This window comes from Stenotrophomonas sp. 115C5 (genome assembly GCF_056861055.1).
Genome location: NZ_JBSPUQ010000006.1, coordinates 61,050 through 82,915 on the forward strand (window position 1 = coordinate 61,050; position 21,866 = coordinate 82,915).

At 67.7% G+C, this 21,866-nt stretch carries 22 protein-coding genes; 12 read left to right on the forward strand and 10 right to left on the reverse strand.

Annotated elements, in window-relative coordinates; genetic code table 11:
• Positions 1-34: 34 nt before the first annotated feature.
• On the reverse strand, positions 35-991 hold the full coding sequence (locus AC13FN_RS09580) for a FecR family protein (protein ID WP_312392461.1): 957 nt from the start codon (positions 989-991) through the stop codon (positions 35-37).
• A gap of 82 nt (positions 992-1,073) precedes the next feature.
• Entirely contained in the window at positions 1,074-1,577 is a 504-nt protein-coding gene (locus tag AC13FN_RS09585) for an RNA polymerase sigma factor (RefSeq protein WP_049437525.1), read from the reverse strand.
• Between the two features lie 184 nt (positions 1,578-1,761).
• Here AC13FN_RS09585 and AC13FN_RS09590 point away from each other — a divergent pair, with 184 nt between their 5' ends.
• From AC13FN_RS09590 to AC13FN_RS09605, 4 genes are read left to right on the forward strand one after another with little or no spacing between them, the layout of a single operon-like run.
• Entirely contained in the window at positions 1,762-3,705 is a 1,944-nt protein-coding gene (locus tag AC13FN_RS09590) for a TonB-dependent receptor domain-containing protein (RefSeq protein ID WP_312392463.1), read from the forward strand.
• A gap of 2 nt (positions 3,706-3,707) precedes the next feature.
• Positions 3,708-7,616, forward strand: coding sequence for a cobaltochelatase subunit CobN (gene cobN / locus AC13FN_RS09595; protein WP_482984690.1), 3,909 nt, complete (start codon positions 3,708-3,710; stop codon positions 7,614-7,616).
• Positions 7,613-8,089: a MotA/TolQ/ExbB proton channel family protein gene (locus tag AC13FN_RS09600; RefSeq protein ID WP_478412611.1), complete on the forward strand. Its 477-nt coding sequence runs from the start codon at positions 7,613-7,615 to the stop codon at positions 8,087-8,089. The genes cobN and AC13FN_RS09600 overlap by 4 nt, the downstream gene beginning before the upstream one ends.
• Positions 8,089-8,412 (forward strand): DUF2149 domain-containing protein, encoded by a 324-nt coding sequence (locus AC13FN_RS09605; RefSeq protein WP_197645886.1) that lies wholly within the window; start codon positions 8,089-8,091, stop codon positions 8,410-8,412. Before AC13FN_RS09600 ends, AC13FN_RS09605 begins: the two co-directional genes overlap by 1 nt.
• Before the next feature lie 26 nt (positions 8,413-8,438).
• Here AC13FN_RS09605 and AC13FN_RS09610 read toward each other — a convergent pair whose 3' ends face one another.
• On the reverse strand, positions 8,439-9,365 hold the full coding sequence (locus AC13FN_RS09610) for a LysR family transcriptional regulator (protein ID WP_049437533.1): 927 nt from the start codon (positions 9,363-9,365) through the stop codon (positions 8,439-8,441).
• Positions 9,366-9,515: 150 nt separating this feature from the next.
• Between AC13FN_RS09610 and AC13FN_RS09615 the strand changes: the two genes are divergently transcribed.
• From AC13FN_RS09615 to AC13FN_RS09630, 4 genes are all read left to right on the forward strand, one after another.
• Entirely contained in the window at positions 9,516-10,382 is an 867-nt protein-coding gene (locus tag AC13FN_RS09615) for a pirin family protein (RefSeq protein ID WP_049437534.1), read from the forward strand.
• Between the two features lie 72 nt (positions 10,383-10,454).
• Positions 10,455-11,135, forward strand: a complete 681-nt coding sequence (locus tag AC13FN_RS09620; protein WP_049437536.1) for a hydrolase — start codon at positions 10,455-10,457, stop codon at positions 11,133-11,135.
• A 53-nt stretch (positions 11,136-11,188) separates the two neighbouring features.
• On the forward strand, positions 11,189-11,830 hold the full coding sequence (locus AC13FN_RS09625) for a hydrolase (protein ID WP_049437537.1): 642 nt from the start codon (positions 11,189-11,191) through the stop codon (positions 11,828-11,830).
• 85 nt (positions 11,831-11,915) lie between these two features.
• Positions 11,916-12,314: an OsmC family protein gene (locus tag AC13FN_RS09630; RefSeq protein ID WP_049437787.1), complete on the forward strand. Its 399-nt coding sequence runs from the start codon at positions 11,916-11,918 to the stop codon at positions 12,312-12,314.
• A gap of 94 nt (positions 12,315-12,408) precedes the next feature.
• On the opposite strand, the gene AC13FN_RS09635 is transcribed toward AC13FN_RS09630, so the two are convergent.
• The 6 genes from AC13FN_RS09635 to AC13FN_RS09660 form a co-directional block, all read right to left on the reverse strand.
• Positions 12,409-12,738, reverse strand: a complete 330-nt coding sequence (locus tag AC13FN_RS09635) for a hypothetical protein (RefSeq protein WP_019337758.1) — start codon at positions 12,736-12,738, stop codon at positions 12,409-12,411.
• A 97-nt stretch (positions 12,739-12,835) separates the two neighbouring features.
• Positions 12,836-14,581, reverse strand: coding sequence for a putative porin (locus AC13FN_RS09640; RefSeq protein WP_482984689.1), 1,746 nt, complete (start codon positions 14,579-14,581; stop codon positions 12,836-12,838).
• A gap of 41 nt (positions 14,582-14,622) precedes the next feature.
• Positions 14,623-15,288: a cell envelope integrity protein TolA gene (gene tolA / locus AC13FN_RS09645; protein WP_010485357.1), complete on the reverse strand. Its 666-nt coding sequence runs from the start codon at positions 15,286-15,288 to the stop codon at positions 14,623-14,625.
• 39 nt (positions 15,289-15,327) lie between these two features.
• A complete protein-coding gene (locus AC13FN_RS09650) occupies positions 15,328-15,741 on the reverse strand; it encodes an ExbD/TolR family protein (RefSeq protein ID WP_049437540.1) in 414 nt (137 codons plus the stop codon).
• Between the two features lie 10 nt (positions 15,742-15,751).
• On the reverse strand, positions 15,752-17,536 hold the full coding sequence (locus AC13FN_RS09655) for a DUF2341 domain-containing protein (RefSeq protein ID WP_049437542.1): 1,785 nt from the start codon (positions 17,534-17,536) through the stop codon (positions 15,752-15,754).
• A 38-nt stretch (positions 17,537-17,574) separates the two neighbouring features.
• Complete coding sequence (locus AC13FN_RS09660) at positions 17,575-19,191, reverse strand: ShlB/FhaC/HecB family hemolysin secretion/activation protein (protein WP_482984688.1); 1,617 nt, start codon at positions 19,189-19,191, stop codon at positions 17,575-17,577.
• A gap of 201 nt (positions 19,192-19,392) precedes the next feature.
• On the opposite strand from AC13FN_RS09660, the gene AC13FN_RS09665 reads away from it, so the two are divergent.
• The gene (locus tag AC13FN_RS09665) at positions 19,393-19,728 is read left to right on the forward strand and encodes a hypothetical protein (RefSeq protein ID WP_049437546.1); all 336 of its coding nucleotides are present in this window, start codon (positions 19,393-19,395) and stop codon (positions 19,726-19,728) included.
• 100 nt (positions 19,729-19,828) lie between these two features.
• Here the strand turns inward: AC13FN_RS09665 and AC13FN_RS09670 are convergent, their stop codons facing one another.
• Positions 19,829-20,278, reverse strand: coding sequence for a general secretion pathway protein (locus AC13FN_RS09670; RefSeq protein ID WP_049437547.1), 450 nt, complete (start codon positions 20,276-20,278; stop codon positions 19,829-19,831).
• A 115-nt stretch (positions 20,279-20,393) separates the two neighbouring features.
• Between AC13FN_RS09670 and gspH the strand changes: the two genes are divergently transcribed.
• The 3 genes from gspH to AC13FN_RS09685 are packed head-to-tail and all read left to right on the forward strand — an operon-like array spanning position 20,394 to position 21,810.
• Positions 20,394-20,840 (forward strand): type II secretion system minor pseudopilin GspH, encoded by a 447-nt coding sequence (gene gspH / locus AC13FN_RS09675; protein ID WP_049437548.1) that lies wholly within the window; start codon positions 20,394-20,396, stop codon positions 20,838-20,840.
• On the forward strand, positions 20,837-21,199 hold the full coding sequence (gspI, locus tag AC13FN_RS09680; protein ID WP_049437550.1) for a type II secretion system minor pseudopilin GspI: 363 nt from the start codon (positions 20,837-20,839) through the stop codon (positions 21,197-21,199). Before gspH ends, gspI begins: the two co-directional genes overlap by 4 nt.
• Complete coding sequence (locus tag AC13FN_RS09685) at positions 21,196-21,810, forward strand: prepilin-type N-terminal cleavage/methylation domain-containing protein (protein WP_049437552.1); 615 nt, start codon at positions 21,196-21,198, stop codon at positions 21,808-21,810. The genes gspI and AC13FN_RS09685 overlap by 4 nt, the downstream gene beginning before the upstream one ends.
• The last annotated feature ends 56 nt before the right edge of the window (positions 21,811-21,866 follow it).

Here is a 21,866-nt window from a genome sequence, read left to right on the forward strand (position 1 = left end):
CATCTGGCGGGCCGTGCGCTGCGCCGCAGGCACCTCACCACACCACCAGCGCGCCACCTGGCAAGCGCTGCACGCGCAGTCCCGCCTGTGCGGCCACCGCGTCAATGGCGGTCTCCGGCTGCTGCAGGTGGAACAGGCCACTGACCCGTACGTCCGTGCCCTGCCCGCCCAGTACCCACACCGGAGCACGGCGGTAGCGCGCCAGATCGGCGATGGCCTGCGCGGCCGGCTGATCGTCGATCACTACCTCGCCACGCCGCCACGGCGCCACGGCATCCGGATCGGCCTGCCGCAGCGGCTGCAGCCAGCGACCGTCACGGAACACCCGTGCCTGCCCGGCATGCAGGCGCTGTACGCTGCCATCGCCGGGGCGCACATCCACTACGCCCTCACTGACCTGGGTTACGACCGTGGTGTCCTGCATCGACACGCTGAAGGCGGTGCCGATGTCACGGATCTGGCCACCGCCGGCCTCGACCTGGAACGGTCGCTGTTCATGCGCCACCTGGAACCAGGCCTGGCCGCGCAGCAGGCGCAGGCGCCGCTGCTGGCCATCGAACGCAACCGCCAGTGCGGTGCCCGCATCAAGTACCGCGGTGCTGCCGTCCTCCAGCTGCACCACGCGCGGTGCATCGCTGCTGCGCAGGTCACTGCGTGCCAGCAGCAGCGCGTGTGGCGCAGCGGCAACCATCAGCACCACCGCGGCAGCACTGGCCAGCAACCACGGCAGGCGCCGACGCGGCGCGATCGGGCGCAACCCTTGGCGATCAGCCGTCAACCCAGGCAGCGCGGCCAGCACCTCGGGCCCGGCGGCATCCAACCCTTGCCAGAAGGCCTGCTGCTGGCGCCATGCCAACGCGTGGCGGGGATTCGCCTGCAGCCAGCGCTGCAGGGTTCGTTGCTGGCGTTCCGGCAGCGGGCCTGCACTGCACCGGATCACCCAGCGCAACGCCTGCCTGGCCTGACGCGGCGAGGGTTCGGACGTGGTCATGGTTGTGGCCTGCCGCACCGCGAACGGGTGCGCTTTCCTGTTGTGACAACGGCGGGCGCGATCTGCCCACGGCAATCGCAGCTCATCGATGCATTCCCTGCTGGTGCTGCTGGATCAACAGCGCCGCGCGCAGCACATGCTTGCCGACCAGGCTCTTGGAAATACCCAGCCGGGCGGCGATCTCGCGCTCGCTCAGGCCCAGATACCGGTTGAGCACGAAGCATTCGCGTACCTGCGCTGGCAGCGCAAGGATGGTCTGGGTGATCTCGCGCAGTTGTGCCTGGTCCAGCGCCTGAGCCTCGCCGTCGAGGCCCGCCTCGGCCATGTCGGTGGCGTACTCGGCCATGGCGCGGCGTTCGCGGGCATCGGCCTGGCTGCGGTTGAGCGCGTGGTGATAGGCCATCCGGTACAGATAGCCGCGCGGCTCCAGGATGGGCGGGTCGCCGGGCACGCTGCTGGCCTTCAGGTACAGGTTCTGCAGGGTGTCCTCGGTACTGGCCGGGTCGAGATAGCGCGCGATGAAGCGAGACAACGCACGGCGCTCGCGAATCAGCAGCTCGACCAGCGCCAGGGCATTGGGAGACATAGGTGCCAAGGCCGGACCGGGGAATGATGGGCGTGATGGCGACGGTCCGAGCCGGGATTGTAGGCGTCCCGCCGCGATACCGCACCCCATTCAGCGAGGTCGCTACAGGCAGGACCTTCGGCCTATGAAGATCTTGTGAAGAGAATGCTATGTTATATCGTCACATTCATAGCGACCCCTTCCCATGTCCCGTTCCGTCCCCGCCCGCCGCCTGTCCGGCGCGATCTTCCTTGCCTTGGCGCCCGCAGTGGCAGCGGCGGCAGACGCCCCTTCGCAGCTGGATCCGATCGTGGTGACCGCCACGGCCACCGATCGCCTGGCCAGCGACGCGCCCGCCTCCATCAGCGTGATCACCCGTGAGCAGATCCAGCTGCGGCCGGTGCTGGACCTGGCCGACGCACTACGCGGCAGCCCGGGCGTGACGGTGGCCGGGGTCGGCTTCGGTCGCCGCGGCATCCGCATCCGTGGCATGGACCCGGGCTATACGCTGGTGCTGCTGGACGGCCAGCGCGTCAGTGCGTCGGCCGATGCCATCGCCCACTCGGATTTCGATCTGGGCTGGCTGCCTGCTGCCGCGATCGAACGCATCGAGGTGGTACGCGGTCCGATGTCCTCGCTGTACGGCTCGGAGGCGCTGGGCGGCGTGGTCAACGTGATCAGCCGCCGCGCCACCGACGACTGGCAAGGCAACCTGGTCTACAACGCCGGCGTGGTTGGCGGTGACCGCGGTGGCAACACTACCCAGGCCGGCTTCTACGCCGGTGGCGCACTGCTGCCCGGCACGCTGGGCCTGAGTGTGTTTGCCGAACACCGGCAGAAGGATGCCACCCGCGACCCCACCGACGACCGCCTGGACGAACAGGAGGGACGCCGTGCCAATACCGGGCGTGCGGTACTGACCTGGACGCCGGATGCGCACCAGCGCATCGATCTTTCGCACCTGCAGGGCAGCGAGGAACGCCGCCGCCATGCGCTGCAGGCCGGCACCGCACCCTACGTGTACGAGACCATCGACGACATCCGTCGCCGCCAGACCACACTGAGCCACCAGGGCGAGTGGGACTGGGGGCAAACCCGGGTGAGCGCCTACCGTGCAACGCTGGACCGCGACAACCGTCGCGACCGCGGCGAGGCCTCGCGGCCGCAGCAGCTGACCGACCAGATCGTCGATGCGCGCGCCACCGTTGCGCTGGGTGCACGCCACCGCGTCAGCGTCGGTGGCGAATGGCGGCGCCAGGAACTTGATGATGCGGCCGGTGCGCGTAGTGGCCACCTGCAGTCCGACCAGAGCGCGGTGTTCGTGCAGGACGAGATCCAGGTGAGCGACGCACTCTCGCTGGTATTCGGCAGCCGCGGCGACCGCCATCCCGAGTTCGGCTGGCACCACAGCCCGCGCGCCTATGCGGTGTGGCACGCCACTGAAGCACTGACGATCAAGGGCGGCATCGGCAGCGGCTTCAAGGCGCCGAGCCTGAAGCAGCTGTCGCCGGAGTACTCCGCGGTGGGTGGCGGTGGGCGTTTCACCATTGTCGGCAATCCGCAGTTGAAGCCGGAGCAGAACACGAGTGCCGAACTGTCGGTCGCCTGGCAGCAGCAACGCTGGTCGCTGCAGGCCACCGCCTTCCAGAACGAGCTCAAGGACCTGATCCAGACCACCTGCGTGCGTGCCTGCGGTGTACGCGGCCGCGAACTGCGCAACTACACCAACGTGGCCCGTGCCCGCATCCGTGGCCTCGAGCTGGCCGGCACCGCACCGATCAGCGAGCATCTTTCCTTCGAGGCGAACTGGAGCTGGCTGGACCCGCGTGACCGCCAGACCGACCAATGGTTGCCAGAGCGTCCGCGCCGTAGCGGTGCAACTGCGCTGAACTGGCAGCGCGGACCGCTGCAGGCTGCGGTACGTGGCGAGTACATCGGCCCACAGCAGCAGGTGGCCGGCAGCAGCCAGGCGACCCTGCCCGACTACTGGCTGTGGTCGCTGGATGCGCGCTGGCGCGTGACTGCGGCGGTGAGCGTGGTGGCCGGCATCGACAACCTGGCCGACAAGCGGCTGGACGAAACCGGCGCGTTGTACCCCTATCCGGAAACCGGCCGCTACGTGCATGCCGGCATCGAACTGGCGTTCTGACCATGCGCAGCGGGTGGATATGGCTGCTGCTCGGGTGGCTGATGCTTGCCGCATCGGCCCGTGCCTCGCCCGACCCCCTGCGGGTGGAGGTGGTCAGCAGCAGCTTCGTGCTGCCCGGCAGGATCGCCCGACTGGATGCACTGGGCGCGCCGGCAGGGGTGCGCTTCCAGCAGCGCGTGGTTGACCCGGCGGCAGCGCTGCCCGCTGACTGGCCGGCGAGCGCCGACCTGGTGCTGCTGGATACGCCGCGATCGACCGATGTCGAACAGGTGATGGCGGTGGTTGATGGGCCCTTGCAGAACGGCAAGGTGCCGTGGCTGCGCGTGGGCGGCGGTGCACCGGCCTCCGGCCACCTGCCCGCCGAGGTGGCGCGCAGGATCGCCGGTTACTACGGCAATGGTGGCGAGGCCAACATCCGCACGCTGGCTGCCTACCTGCAGGCCTGGCGCAGCGGTGCCGGGACCGACGGACTGCCGCTGCCGCAGGTGCTGCCGGCCACCGGCTACAGCACGCGCGGCAGCCAGTGGCTGGACAGCCCGCAGGCCTTGCAGGCGCAGTGGCAGCGCGATGGCCAGGCGTCGTGGCCGAAAGTGGCCGTACTGGTTTCCGGCAGCATGCTCAGTGGCATGCAGGCCCAGGTGCTGGACGCACTGATCGAGGCCGGGCGCGCACGCAAAGTCGCGCTGTTCGGGGTCTGGTTCGATGCCGCCGCCGACGATGGCTTGAAGCAGGCGCTGCGCGGCATCGAGGTGGATGCGCTGGTCAATCTGACCCATCTGCAGAACGGCAGCGCGCGTGCCGCCGAATTCGCCACGCTGGACGTGCCGGTGCTGCAGGCGCTGAACCATCGGCAAGGCGATGCGGATGACTGGCGCGCAGCGACCACCGGCATTCCGATGGCGACGCTGGCGACTTTCCTCGCTGTACCCGAAGCCTGGGGCGCCAGTGATCCGATCGTGGTCTCGGCCAATGCACGCGGTGAACTGCAGCCAATTCCCGAACAGATCGATGCGCTGGCCGCCAAGCTGCAGCGGTTGGCCGCGCTCCGCCACACGGCCGCGGCCGACAAGCGCCTGGCACTGCTATTCTGGAATGCGCCGGACGGCGAGCGCAACCTGTCCGCGTCGCATCTCAACGTACCGCGCAGCATCGAGACGCTGCTGCCACGGCTGGCACAGGCCGGGTATTCGACGCAGCCGGTGGATGAAAAGACCCTGATCGAGCAACTGCAGGCGCTGCTGGGGGGCTACTACCATCCTGAGCGGTTGGGCGCGCTGCTCGATGCGGGGCTGGCCGATACCCTGACGGTGGCCGACTACCGCCGCTGGCTGGCGTCCCTGCCCGCTTCGCGCCGCGACGAACTACGCGCACAATGGGGCGATCCTGCACACCACCCCGCGGTACGCCAGCGGCACGGACAGGCCGTATTCGTGCTGCCGCGCCTGCGCCTGGGCAACCTGCTGCTGATGCCGCAGCCGCCGCGCGCGGGCCGCGTTGGCGAGGCCACCCACGATACGGCGTCGGTGCCGAGCCACTACTACCTGGCGGCGTACCTGTACCTGCGCCAGCAGTGGAAGGCCGATGCGCTGATCCACTTCGGCACCCATGGCACGCAGGAATGGACCCCGGGCAAGGACCGCGGCCTGTGGGCCGCCGATTATCCGTGGCTGGCAGTGGGCGAACTGCCGGTGTTCTACCCCTACATCCAGGACAACGTGGGCGAGGCGATCCAGGCCAAGCGCCGTGGCCGTGCAGTGGTGGTCAGCCACCAGACCCCGCCGTTCGCGCCGTCCGGCCTGTACGACGAGCTGCGCGACCTGCACGCGGTGGTGCACGAACTGCAGCAGCTGGACCAGGGGCCGGTGCGTGATGCCACCGCCGCACGCCTGCGCGCACTGGCCACCGACAGCGGCATCGCCGCCGACCTCGGCTGGAGCGCGGTGGACATGCAGGCGCGCTTCGACAGCTTCCTGCCGGTGCTGCATGACCATCTGCATGAGCTGGCACGACGCAACCTGCCGCTGGGGCTGCATACCTTCGGCCAGCCGGCCTCGCCCGAGCACCGCCTGCTGATGGTGATGCAGCAGCTGGGGCCGGGCTATCTGAAAGCGCTGGGCGAAGATCCGATGGAGGCCACTGCGGTGGACTACCGGCAGATCCAGCAGGGCCCCGGCTATCGCACGCTGGCGCGCCATCTGCGCGACGGTGCGCCGATCGGCAGCGTCGCCAACCCGGATCTACGCGCAGCGCTGCAGCATGCCGTGCAACTGGATGCAGCTCTGGCCGATACACAGGAGATCGAATCACTGCTGCACGGCCTGGGAGGTGGCTTCGTGCAGCCCGGCGCCGGCGGCGATCCGATCCGCACGCCGGAGCTGCGCAGTGGCCGCAACCTGTTCGCGTTCGAGCCCGACCGCATTCCCACCCGTGCGGCATTCGACACCGGCGAGCTCGCCCTGCAGCAGCTGTTGCAGGCCTATCGTGATGATCACGAAGGGCAGCTGCCACGCAAGCTCGCCATCAGCCTGTGGTCGAGCGAGGCCATCCGCCATCTCGGCGTGCTGGAGGCGCAGGTACTGCACGCGCTGGGCCTGCGCCCACGCTGGGACAGTGGTGGCAGAGTGATCGCCCTGGATATCGTGCCCGACGCAGAACTGCAACGCCCACGCATCGATGTGGTGATCCAGGCCACCAGCGTCTACCGCGACCAGTTCGATCCGTTCCTGCGACTGCTGGCCGGCGCCATTGAACAGCTGGCGGCGATGCCGGCCTCGCCCGGCAACCCGATTGCCGGCAATGCACTGGCCGTGCAGCAGCGCCTGCAGCGCGACGGTGTCCCTGCGGAGCAGGCGCAACGCCTGTCGCGCCTGCGCATCTTCAGCAACGCCCCCGGCGAGTACGGCAGCGGCCTCAACCATGCCGTGCTGGCGCGCGGCGGCACAGCGGGCAAGGCCGATGCGGCGCTGGCCAGCGGCTTCCTGGATCGCCTGCAGCACGGCTACGGCAGTGACGGCCAGGCGACCACCCTGCCCGGCGGCAACCTGTTCGCCGAACAGCTGCGCGGCGTGCAGGCGGCGGTGCTGTCGCGCTCCTCCAACACCCATGGCCTGCTCAGCACCGACCATCCCTTCGAGTATCTGGGCGGGCTGGCGCTGGCCGTGCGCCACCTCGACGGTGCCAGCCCGGCGCTTTACGTCTCCGACCTGCGCGAACCGGCACCGCGTACGCGCAGCACCGCACGCTTCCTTGCCGATGAGCTGCGCGCGCAGACGCTCAACCCGCAATGGATCGGTGCGATGCAGGCCGAAGGCTATGCCGGCACGCTGGAGGTACTGAAGAACGTCGACAACCTGTTCGGCTGGCAGGTAACCGCGCCTGCCACCGTCCGTGCCGACCAGTGGCAGGCGGTGCATGACACCTTCGTGCGCGACAGCCGGCAACTGGGCCTGGCCCTGTGGTTCGAGCAGCACAACGCCAGCGCGCAGGTGCAGATGATCGAGCGCCTGCAGGAGGCGATCGCGCGCGGCTACTGGCGACCCGATGACCGCACCCGTGCGGAGCTGCAGGCGCGCCTGCAGCAGCTGCAGGCCTCGTCAGCGCCGGAACCGGCACCGACGCAGGCACCTCCCGGCTATGGGCTCGGCCGCGCGGCGGCCGCCACACCGGCACCCGATGCTGCCGCCACCGCCGCCCAACAACGCGCCACCGTCGATCCGGCCGCCCCCCCAGCGCCCAAGGTGCGTGGCCAGGTGATGCGGCAAGTGCCGCCACCGGCGCCGCACTCGCCTGCCACGCACTGGGCACTCGCCGTGCTGCTGGCCCTGCTTGGCGCAGGCGCTGCCCTGCAGTCGCGGCGCAATGCACGGTGCGCCAGCCCTTCCCGTTCCCCCTCCACCACGGCTTCCGCATGAACGCGCTTGAATCCACGCTTTACGATCTCTCCCACCTGTTCCTGTCACCGGTCCTGCTGCTGATCATGCTGTCGCTGGCCTATGCCTTCCTCAGCTTCGGCGCCTTCCTGTGGGAAGGGCTGCAGCGCCGGCGTGGCCGCCACCGGCCCGAGCTGCTGGCCTGGCAGGCCCGCCACGGTGGCAGCAGTGACGACCTGGAACTGCATATCCTCAAGCGCCTGGAAGGCCTGCGCATCGTCTCGCGCACTGCGCCGATGCTCGGCCTGGTCGCTACCATGATCCCGATGGGACCGGCGCTGCTGGCGTTGACCCGCAGCGACGCGCAAGGCGTGGGCGAGAACATGGTGGTGGCCTTCTCGTCGGTGATCCTGGCCCTGGTCGCCGCCAGCCTGACCTACCTGGTGCTGACCGTGCGCCGGCGCTGGCTGCTACAGGAACTGCGTATGTTCGAACGCCTGCAGGAGGTGCACTGATGCGCTTCCTGGATGACGACGAAGCCGACGACCCGATCCTGTCGGTGGTGAACCTGATCGACCTGTTCCTGGTGGTCACCGGCATCCTGATGATCGTGATCGTGCGCAATCCGCTCAATCCGTTCACCAGCCAGGACGTGACCGTGATCGAGAACCCCGGCCAGGCCAACATGCGCATCACCGTCAAGCAGGGTGAGGAACTGACCCGCTACCAGTCCACCGGCGAGATCGGCGAAGGCGGCGGCGTCAAGGCTGGCGTGACCTATCGGTTGCCGGATGGGCGCATGGTGTATGTGCCGGAGGGGGCCACCCCGCCCCGGTAGATCCACGCCCTGCGTGGATGGCGGATCTACGGTTCCTCCAGCGCCTCGAAGCGTTCGGCGAGGTAGTCGATCAGCGCACGCACCGCAGGCAACAGGCCGCGTCGCGACGGGAACACTGCGTGCACGATGCCATGCTTTGGCGCCCACTCCGGCAGCACCGGCACCAGCGCACCGCTGGCCAGCTCGTCGCTGATCATCATCCGCGGCAGCATCAGCAGGCCCACCCCGGCCACCGCAGCGGTGCGCAGCGCGATCATGTCATCGCTGACCAGCCGGGGACGATGGTGCACACTCGCCTGCACGTCCTCCGGCCCGGTGTACTCCCATACATGCTGCTGGCTGGGCGATGCCAGATCCACCGTCGGCATCATCGCCAGATCAGCCGGCACCTGCGGCGTGCCCAGCCGCTGCAGCAGCGCCGGGCTGGCACTGGTGCACCAGACCCGGCGCGCCAGCACACGTACCACCAGGTCGCTGTCCTCCAGCGGCGGCGGCCGCACGCGGATCGCCACGTCCACACCCTCGCCCACCACATCGACGCGTCGGTTGGTGGCATCCAGCTGCACCGTCACCTGCGGGTGCAGGGCGAGGAAATCGGCCAGCATCGTGCCGATGCGCGCATGCAGGATCGCGATCGGGCATGCCAGGCGGATGGTGCCGCGCGGCTCGGCGCGTGACATCGCAATCGCTTCTTCGGCCGCTTCGGCCTCGACCAGCATTGCCTTGCAATGGCGGTAGTAGTCCTGGCCGACCTCGGTGACCGAGAAGCGCCGGGTCGAGCGCTGGATCAGGCGTACGCCCAACCGTTCCTCTAGCAGCGCGATACGCCGGCTCAGTTTCGACTTGGGCATGGCCAATGCCCGGCCGGCCTGCGAGAAGCCGCCGTGCTCGACCACCATGGCGAAGTAGAACAGGTCGTTGAGGTCACAACGGCGGATATCTGCGATGAACACGGGGCGATCTCCTGCGGCCCACGGCCTGCAACCATTGTTCACCAGATAGGACTATGACGGCAAATATTGGCGTCTACCGGGCCAATTGTCACGGCTATATCGTCTTCGCAACGAAGAACAGCGGCCGGCAGCCCCGGCCAGGAGATCGCCATGAAGCGTGTCACCGGTACCTACAGCGCCCCCCGCCCGCACTGGGTAGGCGACGGATTCCCCGCCCGCTCGATGTTTTCCTACAACACCCACGGCCAGCACCTGAGCCCGTTCCTGCTGCTGGACTATGCCGGCCCCTACACCTTCGCCCCCAGCGATACCCCGCGTGGCGTCGGCCAGCATCCGCATCGCGGATTCGAGACCGTCACCATTGTCTATGAGGGCGAGGTCGCCCACCGTGATTCGACCGGGGCCGGGGGCACCATCGGCCCGGGTGACGTGCAGTGGATGACCGCTGCCTCCGGCATCCTCCACGAGGAATTCCACGCGCCGGAATTCAGCAAGCGGGGCGGCACGCTGGACATGGTCCAGCTGTGGGTGAACCTGCCGGCGCGGGACAAGATGGGTGCGCCGGGCTACCAGACGCTGCTTGACGCACAGATCCCCTCGGTTGAACTGCCTGAAGGCACCGGCCGCGTACGTGTCATCGCCGGCCGCTTCGACGGCCACGCAGGCCCGGCGCGTACCCACACGCCGATGGATGTCTGGGACATCCGCCTGCGGCAGGGCCACCACGCCGAACTGCCGGTGGCCGATGGCCGCACGCTGGCGCTGGTGGTGCTGAAGGGCACGGTGCGGATCAACGGCGGCCAGCCGGTCGGCGAGGCACAGCTGGTCACCTTCGACCGCAGCGGTGAAGACGTGTTCGTCGACGCCGACAGTGACGCCACCGTGCTGCTGCTCAGCGGTGAGCCGATCGACGAGCCCGTGGTGGGCTACGGCCCGTTCGTGATGAACAGCCAGGCCGAGATCGCGCAGGCGGTCAACGACTTCAACAGCGGCCGCTTCGGCCAGATCGCGCACTGATCGTCTCAAGGCGGCGGGCACTGGCCCGCCGCACCCTCCGGGCCATCGCCCACTTTTTCCAGGAGACTGACCATGAGTACCCCCGCCAACTTCAACGGTGCCCGCCCGGTGATCGATCCGGACAATGCCGCGATGCTGCTGATCGACCACCAGAGTGGCCTGTTCCAGACCATCGGTGACATGCCGTTCACCAGCGTGCGTGCCCACGCCACCGCGCTGGCGAAGATGGCCACGCTGGCAAAGATGCCGGTGATCACCACCGCCTCGGTTCCGCAGGGGCCGAACGGCCCGCTGATCCCGGAGATCCACGACGCCGCCCCGCATGCCCAGTACGTGGCGCGCAAAGGTGAGATCAACGCCTGGGACAACCCGGAATTCGTTGCTGCGGTGAAGGCCACCGGCCGCAGGCAGCTGATCATTGCCGGCACCATCACCAGCGTGTGCATGGCCTTCCCGTCGATCGCCGCCGTCGCCGATGGCTACCAGGTGTTCGCGGTCATCGACGCGTCGGGCACCTACTCGAAGATGGCCGAGGAGATCACCCTGGCCCGCGTGGTGCAGGCCGGCGTGGTGCCGATGGACACTGCCGCGGTCGCCTCGGAGATCCAGCGCAGCTGGAACCGCGACGATGCCCAGCAGTGGGCCGAGGTCTACACGAAGATCTTCCCGAACTACCAGCTGCTGATCGAAAGCTACCTGAAGGCCCAGGACGTGCAGAAGAACCATGAACAGCTGGATTCGCAGCGCAGCTGAGCTGCCCCCGGTGCCGGCCGATCGCCGGCACGCCCTCGAACAGGAGACCCCCCATGTCCAGTGAACCGATCCGCGACCCAGCCAGCGACCACCTGCTGACCCCGCAGAATTCCGCCTTCATCATCATCGACTACCAGCCAGTGCAGGTGAACTCCATCGCCTCGATGGACCGCCAATTGCTGATCAACAACATCGTCGGCACCGCCAGGGCCGCGGTGGCCTACGGGCTGCCGATCGTGCATTCAACGGTGAACGTCAAGACCGGCCTGAACAAGCCGCCGATTCCACAGCTGCGCAAGGTTCTGGGCGACTACCCTACCTACGATCGCACCACCATCAATTCCTGGGAGGACGTCGAGTTCCGCAAGGCGGTGGAAGCCACCGGCCGCCGCAAGCTGATCATGACCGCGCTGTGGACCGAGGCGTGCCTGACTTTCCCGGCCTTGGATGCGTTGAAGGAAGGCTATGAGGTGTATGTGGTGGTCGACGCCGTCGGCGGCACCTCGCTGGCCGCGCACGATGCCGCGCTGCGCCGCATCGAACAGGCCGGTGGCCAGCTGATCAGCGTGCCGCAGCTGTTCTGTGAGCTGCAGCGCGACTGGGCCCGCTCGGAAACGGTGCCGGCCTTCATGAACCTCTTCATTGAAACCGGTGGTACGGCGGGCATCCAGTTCTCGTACGATCGTACCGAGTGATTACGTGGCGGCGCGGGTTCATGGCCTGCGCCGCCTTTTGAAGCAGTCGAGCATGGCTCGACTCTACAGGCAGATGGAGAACCTGATGGCCTACGCACGCATTGTTTCGACCGCCGACAACTACCTGCATCACGTCAGCAATGGCAGCTTCGATGTGGATGCGGACGAGCCCGCCTCGCTGGGTGGCCAGGGCAAGGGCTTCGCACCATTCGACCTGTACCTGGCCTCGCTGGCGGCATGTACCGCCATCACCCTGCGCATGTATGCGCAGCGCAAGGGCTGGGAACTGGGCGAGTTCCATGCCGAGCTGCGCTCGGAGCGTGACGCGGACGGACGCTTCCATGTGCACCGCGTGCTGCATGCCAGCGCCGAGCTGAGCGATGCGCAGTGGCAGCGTTTGCTGGAGGTGGTGGAGAAGACCCCGGTCACGCTGGTGATGCGTGAGGGTGCGCGGATCACCAGTGAGCGTGGGGCTGCAGCGTAACCCCATCCACGCCTGGCGTGGATCTACTGTAGAGCCGAGCCCATGCTCGGCTCCGCAGCATGCAGCCGAGCGTGGGCTCGGCTCTACATTCCGCTCAGCGCCGTGAATGCAGCACGGTGCGCTGGCGCATCGCGTTGAATTCCTGCTCCACCTGCTGGATGTCTTCGGCCTGGAAGCCGGCCGCATCCAGCAGCTGGTCGGCGGCGGCGGCCGCCAGCGGATCATCGTCGCGCTGGCGCCAGCAGCGCGCCGGCAGGAAATAGCCCACTTCGCTGCGACCGCGCATGATCACCACCGGCCGGCCCGCATACAGCAGGAACTCGGCCAGGTGCTGGCGCAGGCCCTCCACTGAAACATAGGCCGGTCCAACACCCAGCACCTGGCTGGACGGTTCGGGACTCTCGAACAGCTTGCGACGGCTCATCCACTCCTCCTTTTGAACAACGCGTGGTCTCCTTTCCTTAGACGGGCGCATCGCTGCGCCCCCGCCACGCACTACGTGATCCGCATCACGCCGCCACTCAGAATCCGGTATTGAACTCCAGCTGGAACACGTCGATCGACAGCGGCGCGCCAGACACTTCCTTGGCCGCCATCCACTTGCCGCTGATCCAGCTGCGCGCGTCCAGCGCGTAGGCACCGCCCACGTAGTAGCCGCGGGCGTTGGTGCCACCGAGGTGGAAATTCGGATCGTTGTAGGCGTCGGGCAGCGCATCGGCCTCGATGTGCTTGTAGCCCAGCAGCGCCTGCCACTGGCCCTTCTCCTTCAGCTCGGTCGCACCGAAGGTGGCCTGCACCATCCACGCCGTGTCACCGCTGCGGAAGGTATCGATGCTGGCGGTGCCACCGGCGCCATAGTTGTTGACGATGCCGTTGTTGGCGCGGCTGAACATGGCCTGCTTGTCGTAGGCCATGTTGCGGATGTAATCGCCGTCCAGGCGCAGACCGATGCCCTGTGCCAGCTGCGTGTCCCAGCGCAGGTTCAGCGTGGCCAGGCGGAAGGCCGAGGCCAGGCCGACGTACTGCGGGGTGGGCGTATTGGCCGGGTCCAGCGGATTGCGCGCGATGTCGCGGATCAGCATCAGGGTGTTGCCCTTCTGCATGAACGCCGGACGCGACCAGTCTGTGTCACAGCCCACCGCACCCGCGTACAGGGCGCACGGTGAGGACAGGCGGCCGCTGATGTTCTTGAAGTCGTAGTAGCCCAACGCGGCACGCAGCGCATTGTCGTCGTTGAAGCGCCAGTTCACGCCCACCTGTGCACCGGACAGCCACTTGTTTTCGTTCGGGGTCTTGACCCGACTCTGGCTGGGTGCACTGTCGGAGGTGTACTCCAGCGGTACCACCGCCAGATTGCCGAACAGGCCGAGGTCACCGCCGTCGAAGTCGTACTGCAGGTTGGCGGCCAGGCCATCGAAGTTGAGGTCGTTGGAGAACAGCGTGTCGCTGGTCCAGAACGGATTGCCGAAGCGACCGCCGCGCACCGTCACCCAGTCGGCCGGGCTGTAGGCCAGCCAGGCCTGGTCCAGCCACACGTCCTTCTTGCTCAGGCCACCGCCCAGCTGCTCGGTGGTGGACACCGGGCCGTTGCTGCTGCCGCTGGCCAGGCGCACGCCGGCCGTGGTGTGCTGGCCGATGGTTGCCTCGATGCCCAGGCGGGCACGGATGCGCCACAGGTTGCGACGGTCCTGTCGGGTGTTCAGCAACGGCGGCAACTGCAGGTTGGTATTGGTGTTGGTGTCGAAGCCGTTGCCGGAGTTGATCGACGCCCAGTTGCTCACGATGTCGCTGTTGCGCTCGGAGTAGAAGCGCGACTCGCTGCGCACACGCATGTCACCGGTAACCTTGATGCGTTTGGTCCACTCGGCCACTTCGTTCGGTGCCGCCCAGCCCTCGGACTTGGCCTGCGCCATCACGTCCTGGCGCACTTCGTTACGAATGCCGTCGCGCACGCTCTGCGGCACGTAGGGCACGCGCACGTCGCCGGCTTCCAGGGCCACACCACCGCTGGCGGCCGAAGCTGCGGTGGCCGCGGTGCGCGATGCGGCGGCTGCTTCAGCCTCGGCCTGCACCAATAATGCCTGGCCGTCTTCGGGCTTCAGCGCACCGCTGGCGATCAGGCCCTTGATCAGCTTGACCATGGTGGTTTCGGCAGCCATCGCGCCGGCCGGGGCGGCCAGGCTGAGCAGCACGGCGCAGCACAGCAGCGCCCGTCGGGCCGGCCGCGGGCAGCGGGAGTCGGTTCGTGCGCGGACGTGGTCGTTCATCACGGTTCTCATCGAAAGAAGGGAAATCACGGAAGTCGGAGTCAGGCCCCGGGCCGGCGGCCCTGGATCAGCACGCGGGCGGGGAAATCGAGCGACGGCGGCGGTGCCTGGTCGACCTTGCCGATGCGTCGCAGCGCATCGAGCACGGCCGCGTCGGCCTCCTCGTTGCCACTGCCGCGCACCAGCTCGACCTTTTCCAGGCGGCCATCGTTGGACAGCCACACATTCACCTGCAGCTGGAACGCCAGGCGCTTGACCTTGTCGTCGCGCGAGATCGCCTGCTGCATCAGATAGCCGAGGTAGCGCCCATAGGTGGCATTGCCGGCGCCGCCACGGCCGACGCCGGACGAACCGCCGCCACTGCCGGACTGGATGCCGAAGTTGTCGCCACCGGCCTGCGCATCGGCATTCATCGTTACCGGGTCGGCGTTGTCCGGGGTCGGCGTCGGCTCTTCCGCCGGCGTCGGCTGATCCAGCGGCTCCGGCTCGGGAATGGTCTCTTCCGGCGGCGTCTCCGGTTCCGGCGGCTTTTCCGGCGGCGGCGGAGGCGGCGGAGGGGGTGGTGGCAGCGCCAGCATCGGTGGCTGCACCACCGGCCGGCGGGTGCTGGCGGTGTCCTTGAACAGCATCCACCACACGGCGATGCCGAGCACAAGCAACGCGGCCAGCACCAGCGCGACGGTCACCAGCAACTGGCGACCGCGCATGCCGGGCTCCGGCCGAGGGGGTTGATGGGCCGTCATGCCTCAGCCCTGCGCCTTGCCGGTGACCAGGCCGACCTGGGCCAGCTCCAGCCGTCGCAGCAGGTCCAGCACCTCGACCACGCGGGCGTACTGCACCTGCGCATCACCGCGCACGATCACCGGGAAATCCGGCGTGGTCGCGCGCTCGGTGCGCAGCCGGTCTTCCAGCTCGGCCATCGTCACCGGGTAGGCATCCAGGAACACCTGGCCGCTGGGGTCGATGGTGATCGCCTTGGTCTTCGGCTTCTCCAGCGCGACGCTGTTGCTGGCCTTCGGAAGGTTGACCTCGATGCCGGGGATGGAGGCGTTGCTGGTCAGGATGAAGATCACCAGCACCACCAGCAGCACGTCGACGAAGGGCGTCACGTTGATGCCCTTCTCGCGCTTCTTGATGCCGAACTTCGCCTTATGGCCCATGGCGCGCCCCTCAGCCCTGGACCGCGGCCGGGCCGCGCCCGTCCTGCTCTTCGGCCAGGCGTGCGGCGAACTCGTCGATGAACACCGCCATGTCCGCGCCGATCGCCTCGGCGCGTGCGCCCAGGTAGTTGTAGCCGAACAGCGCCGGGATCGCGACGCCGAGGCCGGCTGCGGTACACAGCAGCGCCGCGGCCATGCCCGGTGCCACCGAGTTGATGTCCACCGCACCGGCCATCGCCGCCACCACGAACACCAGCATGATGCCGATCACGGTACCGAACAGGCCCACGTACGGCGCGCCTTCGATGGTGGTCGACAGCCAGTTCATGCGCCGCGCCATCGCCTCCTGCTCGCGCACCATGACCGCATCCATCGAGGCGCGGATCGCCGCAATGGTGGCGCCACTGAGGTAACCACTGTTGCCGTCGCGCTGGTGGCGCTGCTGCATTTCATCGATGGCCACCTGGTAGATGCGCCACAACGAACCGTCATGCATCGCGGTCGGTGCCTTTCCCTGGCGGTCCATGTCGGACAGGGTGCGCAGCGGCACGCCGGACAGCTTGCCGAAGCTCTCGATGAACACCGCATTGGCCTTGCTGGTACGGCCGAAGTGGCGTCCCTTGGCAATCATGATCGCCCACGACAGCAGCATCATCAGGCCGAGGATGGCGACCACCACCCAGGCGTCGAACGGCATCGCCTTGAGGATGAAGGCGAAGTGGCTCTGCCCGGCCGACTGCTCGTCGGCGCCATAACTGATCAGGCGCGAGTCGGCGCCCTGTGCGGTGGCATCGGCCAGCAGCAGTGCCGCCGGGCGTGCCACGCGCGAGATACGCAGCTCATCCAGCGCGCCCTCGAAATTGGCGAGCGGCTGCACCGCGCCCGGCGCATCGGCGCCGACCACCGGCGCAGTGGTCAGCGCCGGCAGCTCGCCGCTCAGCTGGGCAACTACGCGCCCATTGAGGTACAGCTGCAAAGCACCCTTCTCTGCAGTCAGTGCAACATGGGCCCACTGCCCTTCCGGAATCGGCTGCGCCGGCGTGCTGCGCTGGCCATTGAGCTGCACGAACGGCACACGGTTCTCGATGCCCAGCATCAGCTCGGACGCGCCGTCGCGACGCGCGTAGATCGCCTGAGCCGCATTGTTGCTGCCCGGCTTGATCCAAGCTGAAACGGTGAGCGGCGCGCCCCCCTCCTGTGCGAGCGATGCGCTGGCCGGCAGCGGCAGCGGGCCTGCGCCCAGCTGAACGCCGCGGCCGATCACCGAGCCTTCCGAAGGGGGCGCCACGGCACCGGCATTGTTGCCATAAGCGGTGGTGTCGCGGGCCGGCGCATTGGCCTCGGCGAAGTGGTAAACCAGCGTGTAGTCCGGGTCGAACACCTGCTGGCCATTGCCGCTGGCAGGGGCCTTCTCGTTGCCGTAATACATCCAGATCGTCTGCGCTGCCGCAGCGCTGATCGCCGGCACGTCCACCCAGACCAGGGCCAGGCCCAGCTTGGGATCGAACTGCTCGATCTGGTGGGCCAGCACGGTGCGGCCATCACCCGAGACGAAGCGCAGATCGTTGCCCGCGTCCTGGGTGCCGTCGAAACCGAAGTTGCCGGTATGCAGGCGCAGCAGCAGCGGCGTGCGGCCCGGGTCACCGGCCAGGCCCGCGCCCTGCGGGCCGGCGTCGACGGTGATCGGCTTGCGGTACTTCCATTCGGCCTGCCACCAATTGGCATCGGCCGCAGCGGCCGGCAGCGCAACCAGCGCGGCCAGCAGCAACAACACTCGGGAAAGCAAACGGTCCATGCGAAGGGTCTCCGGAGAACGCATGTTCAAGGGAAGGGTCAGTAACTGGTGCTGATGTTGAAATGCAGGCGCGGATCGTCCTTGCGCGTGACCGGGCCGTCGGCATAGGGCCAGGCGTAGTCCAGGCGCAGTTGCAGGTGTTCGCCCAGGCGCAGCTGCGCGCCCAGGCCCACCGAGGCCAGGTTGTACTTGTCACGCTGCTCAGGCAGCGGCTGGCGCAGGCGCAGGTAGGCCGCGTCGGCAAAGCTGTAGACACGCAGGTCGGTGCCGCTCCACAGCGACCACGCAGGCGTGCGCCATTCCAGGCTGGCCAGGCCGCCGTAGTCGCCGATCGCCTCGGCCGACAGGTAGCCACGCACGGTGTACATGCCACCGGCGGCGAACTGCTCGGCCGACACCAGCGGCGCATCGGTTGCCTGCAGCGAGCCACGCGCATACCACTGCCAGTCATTGCTGAAGGTGTGGGTGTTGGCCACGTCAGCCTTGAAGGCCACGAAGCTCGGGTCGGCCCAGTAGCGCTTCTGCCCGAACGCGGTGGCATCACTGCCGTAACCGAACAGGCGGCGGGTACCGGCCACCAGCTGGGTATTGATGCTCAGCTGATCCTGCTCGCCCTGGCGCACGCCGACGAAGGCCAGGGTGATCGGCGCGTACTTCAGCGGTGTCTTCAGGCTGTCCTTGCCCATCTGCGTGTCTTCCTCGGTGTCCTTGAAATCCACACCGAGGCTGAGCTGGCGCCACCACTGGCTGCTGCCGGCCAGGCGGTAGTTGAGCTTGAGGCCGATCGAATGGCCGTTGCCGATCACATTGGTACCGGTGCCGGTACCGACCTGCCCGCCGGCATTCAACACGCGGCTGTCGGACTTGTAGCCAGACGCTTCCAGGCTCCATGGGGTACCTTCAAACGGCATCGTGTACGAGGCCGAGAACACCTTGGCCTGTTTGGTGTCTTCCGGTGACAGATACACGCCGATGTTGGCGCTGTGCCCGCGCTTCCACAGGTTGTCGTAGGCCAGCGATGCACTCAGGCGCAGCTTCTCGGTGTCGGCGCTGTGGTCGTTGTTGAGTGACGCGCTGGCACGCCACGGCGACTTCTCTTCGACCTGCAGGTCCACATCCATCGTGCCCGGCACCTGGCCTTCGCGCACCAGCGGCATCACCTGGCGTCGTCCGCCCTCATTCAGCGCGGTCAGTTCTTTCTGGGCCTGGTCGAAGTCCGGCACCTTGCCTTCCGCCAGTGCCGGCACGCGTTCGCGGATGCGCTCGGGCGATTCGTGCTTCGTCCCCACGACCCGCAGCTGGCCGATCGGTGTCTGCTGTACCTTCAGCAACACCACGCCTCCACTGACCTGCTGCTCGGGCAGCTCCACGTAGACCGACTGGTAGCCCGCCTGCTGGTACAGCGCACTGACGGCATCGCGTGCCTTCTCGACATCGGCCAGGGTCTTTCCCGGGCCGAGGAAGGGCTCGACCGCGCGCTCGATCTGGCGCGGATCGAGCACGGTATTGCCGCGCACGATGTATTCATTGATGTTCACGCTGGGCGCAGGCGCCGCCTCCTGCGCGAACAATGGCAGCGGCATCGCGGCCAGGGCCAGCACCAGTGGATGCAGGCGCAAGGGAAGGCGGACGGCTCGGCACGGAACAGGATTCATCGAAGGCATCGCGTCGTATCGAAGGGAGTGGCCAGGGAGCGGCGCGTGGGTCTACCAACAGGACGTGTACGTCGCGTCAAAACCGCCAACAGTTTTGTGACAGCACTGTCATCTTTTGACAGCGCCGCAACGCACGCAGGCGGACCCTGCCTTCGCCACACGTCTTCATTGCAGAACGTCGATTGCTGCGGGAGATTCGAGATGCGTGAATCATTGATAATGGAGCTGCGCGCTGCCCTCACCCTTGCGTTGCTGCTGGTGTTGGCCCCGCTTCGCGCCGGCGAGGCGAAGAAGCAGGAAGACGCCGCGCCCTGCATCGAAGTACAGGTCAACGGCGAGCGCATTCCGGCCTGGGACTGCCTGCAGCGCAAACTTGCGCCGGCATCGAAAGCAGCGAAATCACCGGCGCTACCGGAGGCCGAACGCCTGATGCGGCAGCCCGGAAACCAGCTGATGCAGTACAACCTGGAAGGCACACGACAGCGCATGGGCGACGCCTTTGGTCGTTCGGTGGTACCGCAGCGCCCGGCGCGCTGAGCCTGCGCAGCCGCGGTTCCAAGCCCAAGCTCGGCAGGGTTTTGTAGCGTCGAGCCATGCTCGACTGTTCTTCCAGGCGCAGCCGAGCGTAGGCTCGGCTCTACAGTGCGGCCGGCACGATGCCATCGGTCGGCACCGGCGGCAGCTCAGGCACCGGCAAGCTGCGCGATTGCCCGGCCTGGTTCAGTTCCACCGCGCTGGCACTGATGCTGGCCAGCACGGTGCAAGGTCCGAGCCGTTGGCCGGGCGCATACGCTTCCGCCGGGCGTCCATCCACCGAGAGCAGGGCCAATGGCGCATGGTCACCGGCCATCACGCCCAGCACCACCACCTCGGTCTGCACTGCACCGGGGGACAACAGCCGCACCAGCGGCAGGCTGGCCACTGCATCGAACATCGGCCGTACCGGCGCCACGGCCTTCGCCTCGCTGGCCGCGGCCGCTGGCGCCACCGCTGACAGGGTGACACTCCAATAGGCCACCACGGCCAGCAGCAGCGTCGCCGCCAGCAGGGTCAGTATGCGATTGCGATCCCAGCGCCTGCCATCCATGTTCCGCACCACCGCCACGTTCGTGTTCGCCTACGCTAGCAGCTGTGGCTGACGCTTTTGTTTCATCATGCGGGCCTACGCTGGCAGCTATCGACCCGGACAGGAGGCAACGTCGATGCACCGCGTGCCGCGTGGTTTCACCCTGCTGGAACTGATGGTGGTGCTGGTGATCATCGGCATCTGCACGGCCGGAATCGGGCTGGGCCTGGGCAGCCTGCTTGATCCGGGTCGGCAGCTGCGACAGGAGGCCGAGAGATTGGCGCAGCGCCTGCAGGTGGCACGCGATGAGGCGCGCATCGATGGCCGCCCCCTGCGTTGGCAGGCCGACGCCAACGGCTATCGATTCAGCCGCCGCGAAGGCAGCCGCTGGGTGACCGTTGAACACGACGATCTGCTGCGTCCGCAGAAGTGGCAGGCAACGGGCATTGCGGTGCAGCCCGCCAACCCCATTGAGCTGAGCCCGGAGTGGATCGGTATCTCCTGGGAGCTTGGATTGTCGCTGGAGGGTCGCAAACTGCGTCTTCGTGATGATGGCAGCGGACAGTTGCAGGTCGTGCAATGAAGCAGGCGGCGCGCGGATTCACCCTGATCGAAGTGCTGATCGCATTGGCGATCGTATCGATTGCACTGGCGGCGATGATGCGCTCGGTGGCAGTGGCGACCGACGACCAGTCACGGCTGCGTGACCGTCGCCTGGCACTGTTGTGCGCGCAGGATCGCTGGCAGGAACTGCGCCTGAGCGGACAGGCGCCGCAGGATGCCCGGCAGCGCTGTGTGCAGGGGCGCGGCAGCTTCCTGGTGCTTCAGCATCTGGGCACGGGCAGCGACGGCCAGCCGCAGCTGGAACTGAGTGTGGTTGCCGAGGATGCTCCCCGGCAGTCGCTGGCGCGGATGCAGTTGCCATGGACGGCCGCGCAATGACGCGAGCCGTGCGCGGTTTCACCCTGATCGAGGTGATGATTGCGATCACCATCATGGGCGTACTGGCACTGATCTGCTGGCGGGCGCTCGACAGCGTGGCCAACAGCGACCAGCGTCTGCGCCAGGCTGATGCGGAAACCACGACTGCGCTGCGCGTGCTTCAGCAGTTCCAGCGCGATATCGAGATGCGTACCGACGATGCGCTGATGAATGGTGCAGTGCGCCCGGCCGATCAACCGCAGCGGCTGCTGCCTCCTTCGCTGGTAAGCGAGCGGCATCCGGATGGGAGCTTCGCCCTGGAGATCACCCGCAGTGTCGGCAGTGATGGACTGCACTGGCAACGGGTACGCTGGTGGCGCCAGGGCAGCACGCTGTGGCGGGCCAGTGGTGCGGCTACGGACCGGTACCCATTGCCGGCGCCGGAACTGTCGAATGGCATCGCTGTGGCGCGCGAGGTGCAGCGGTTCGAGGTGCGGGCCTGGCAGCCAGGAACGGGATGGGCCGTGTTGCCGAGCGAGGGCGAGGTGCTGCCGGCCACCGGACTTGAACTGCGGTTGGGCCTGCGCGATGGGCGTGGGCCGCTGAGTTACCGGCGGGTGCTGGAGCTTTAGGATTCTTCCCAGGCAAAGCATCCACGCACGGCGTGGATCTGGGCGCCGACCGTGCC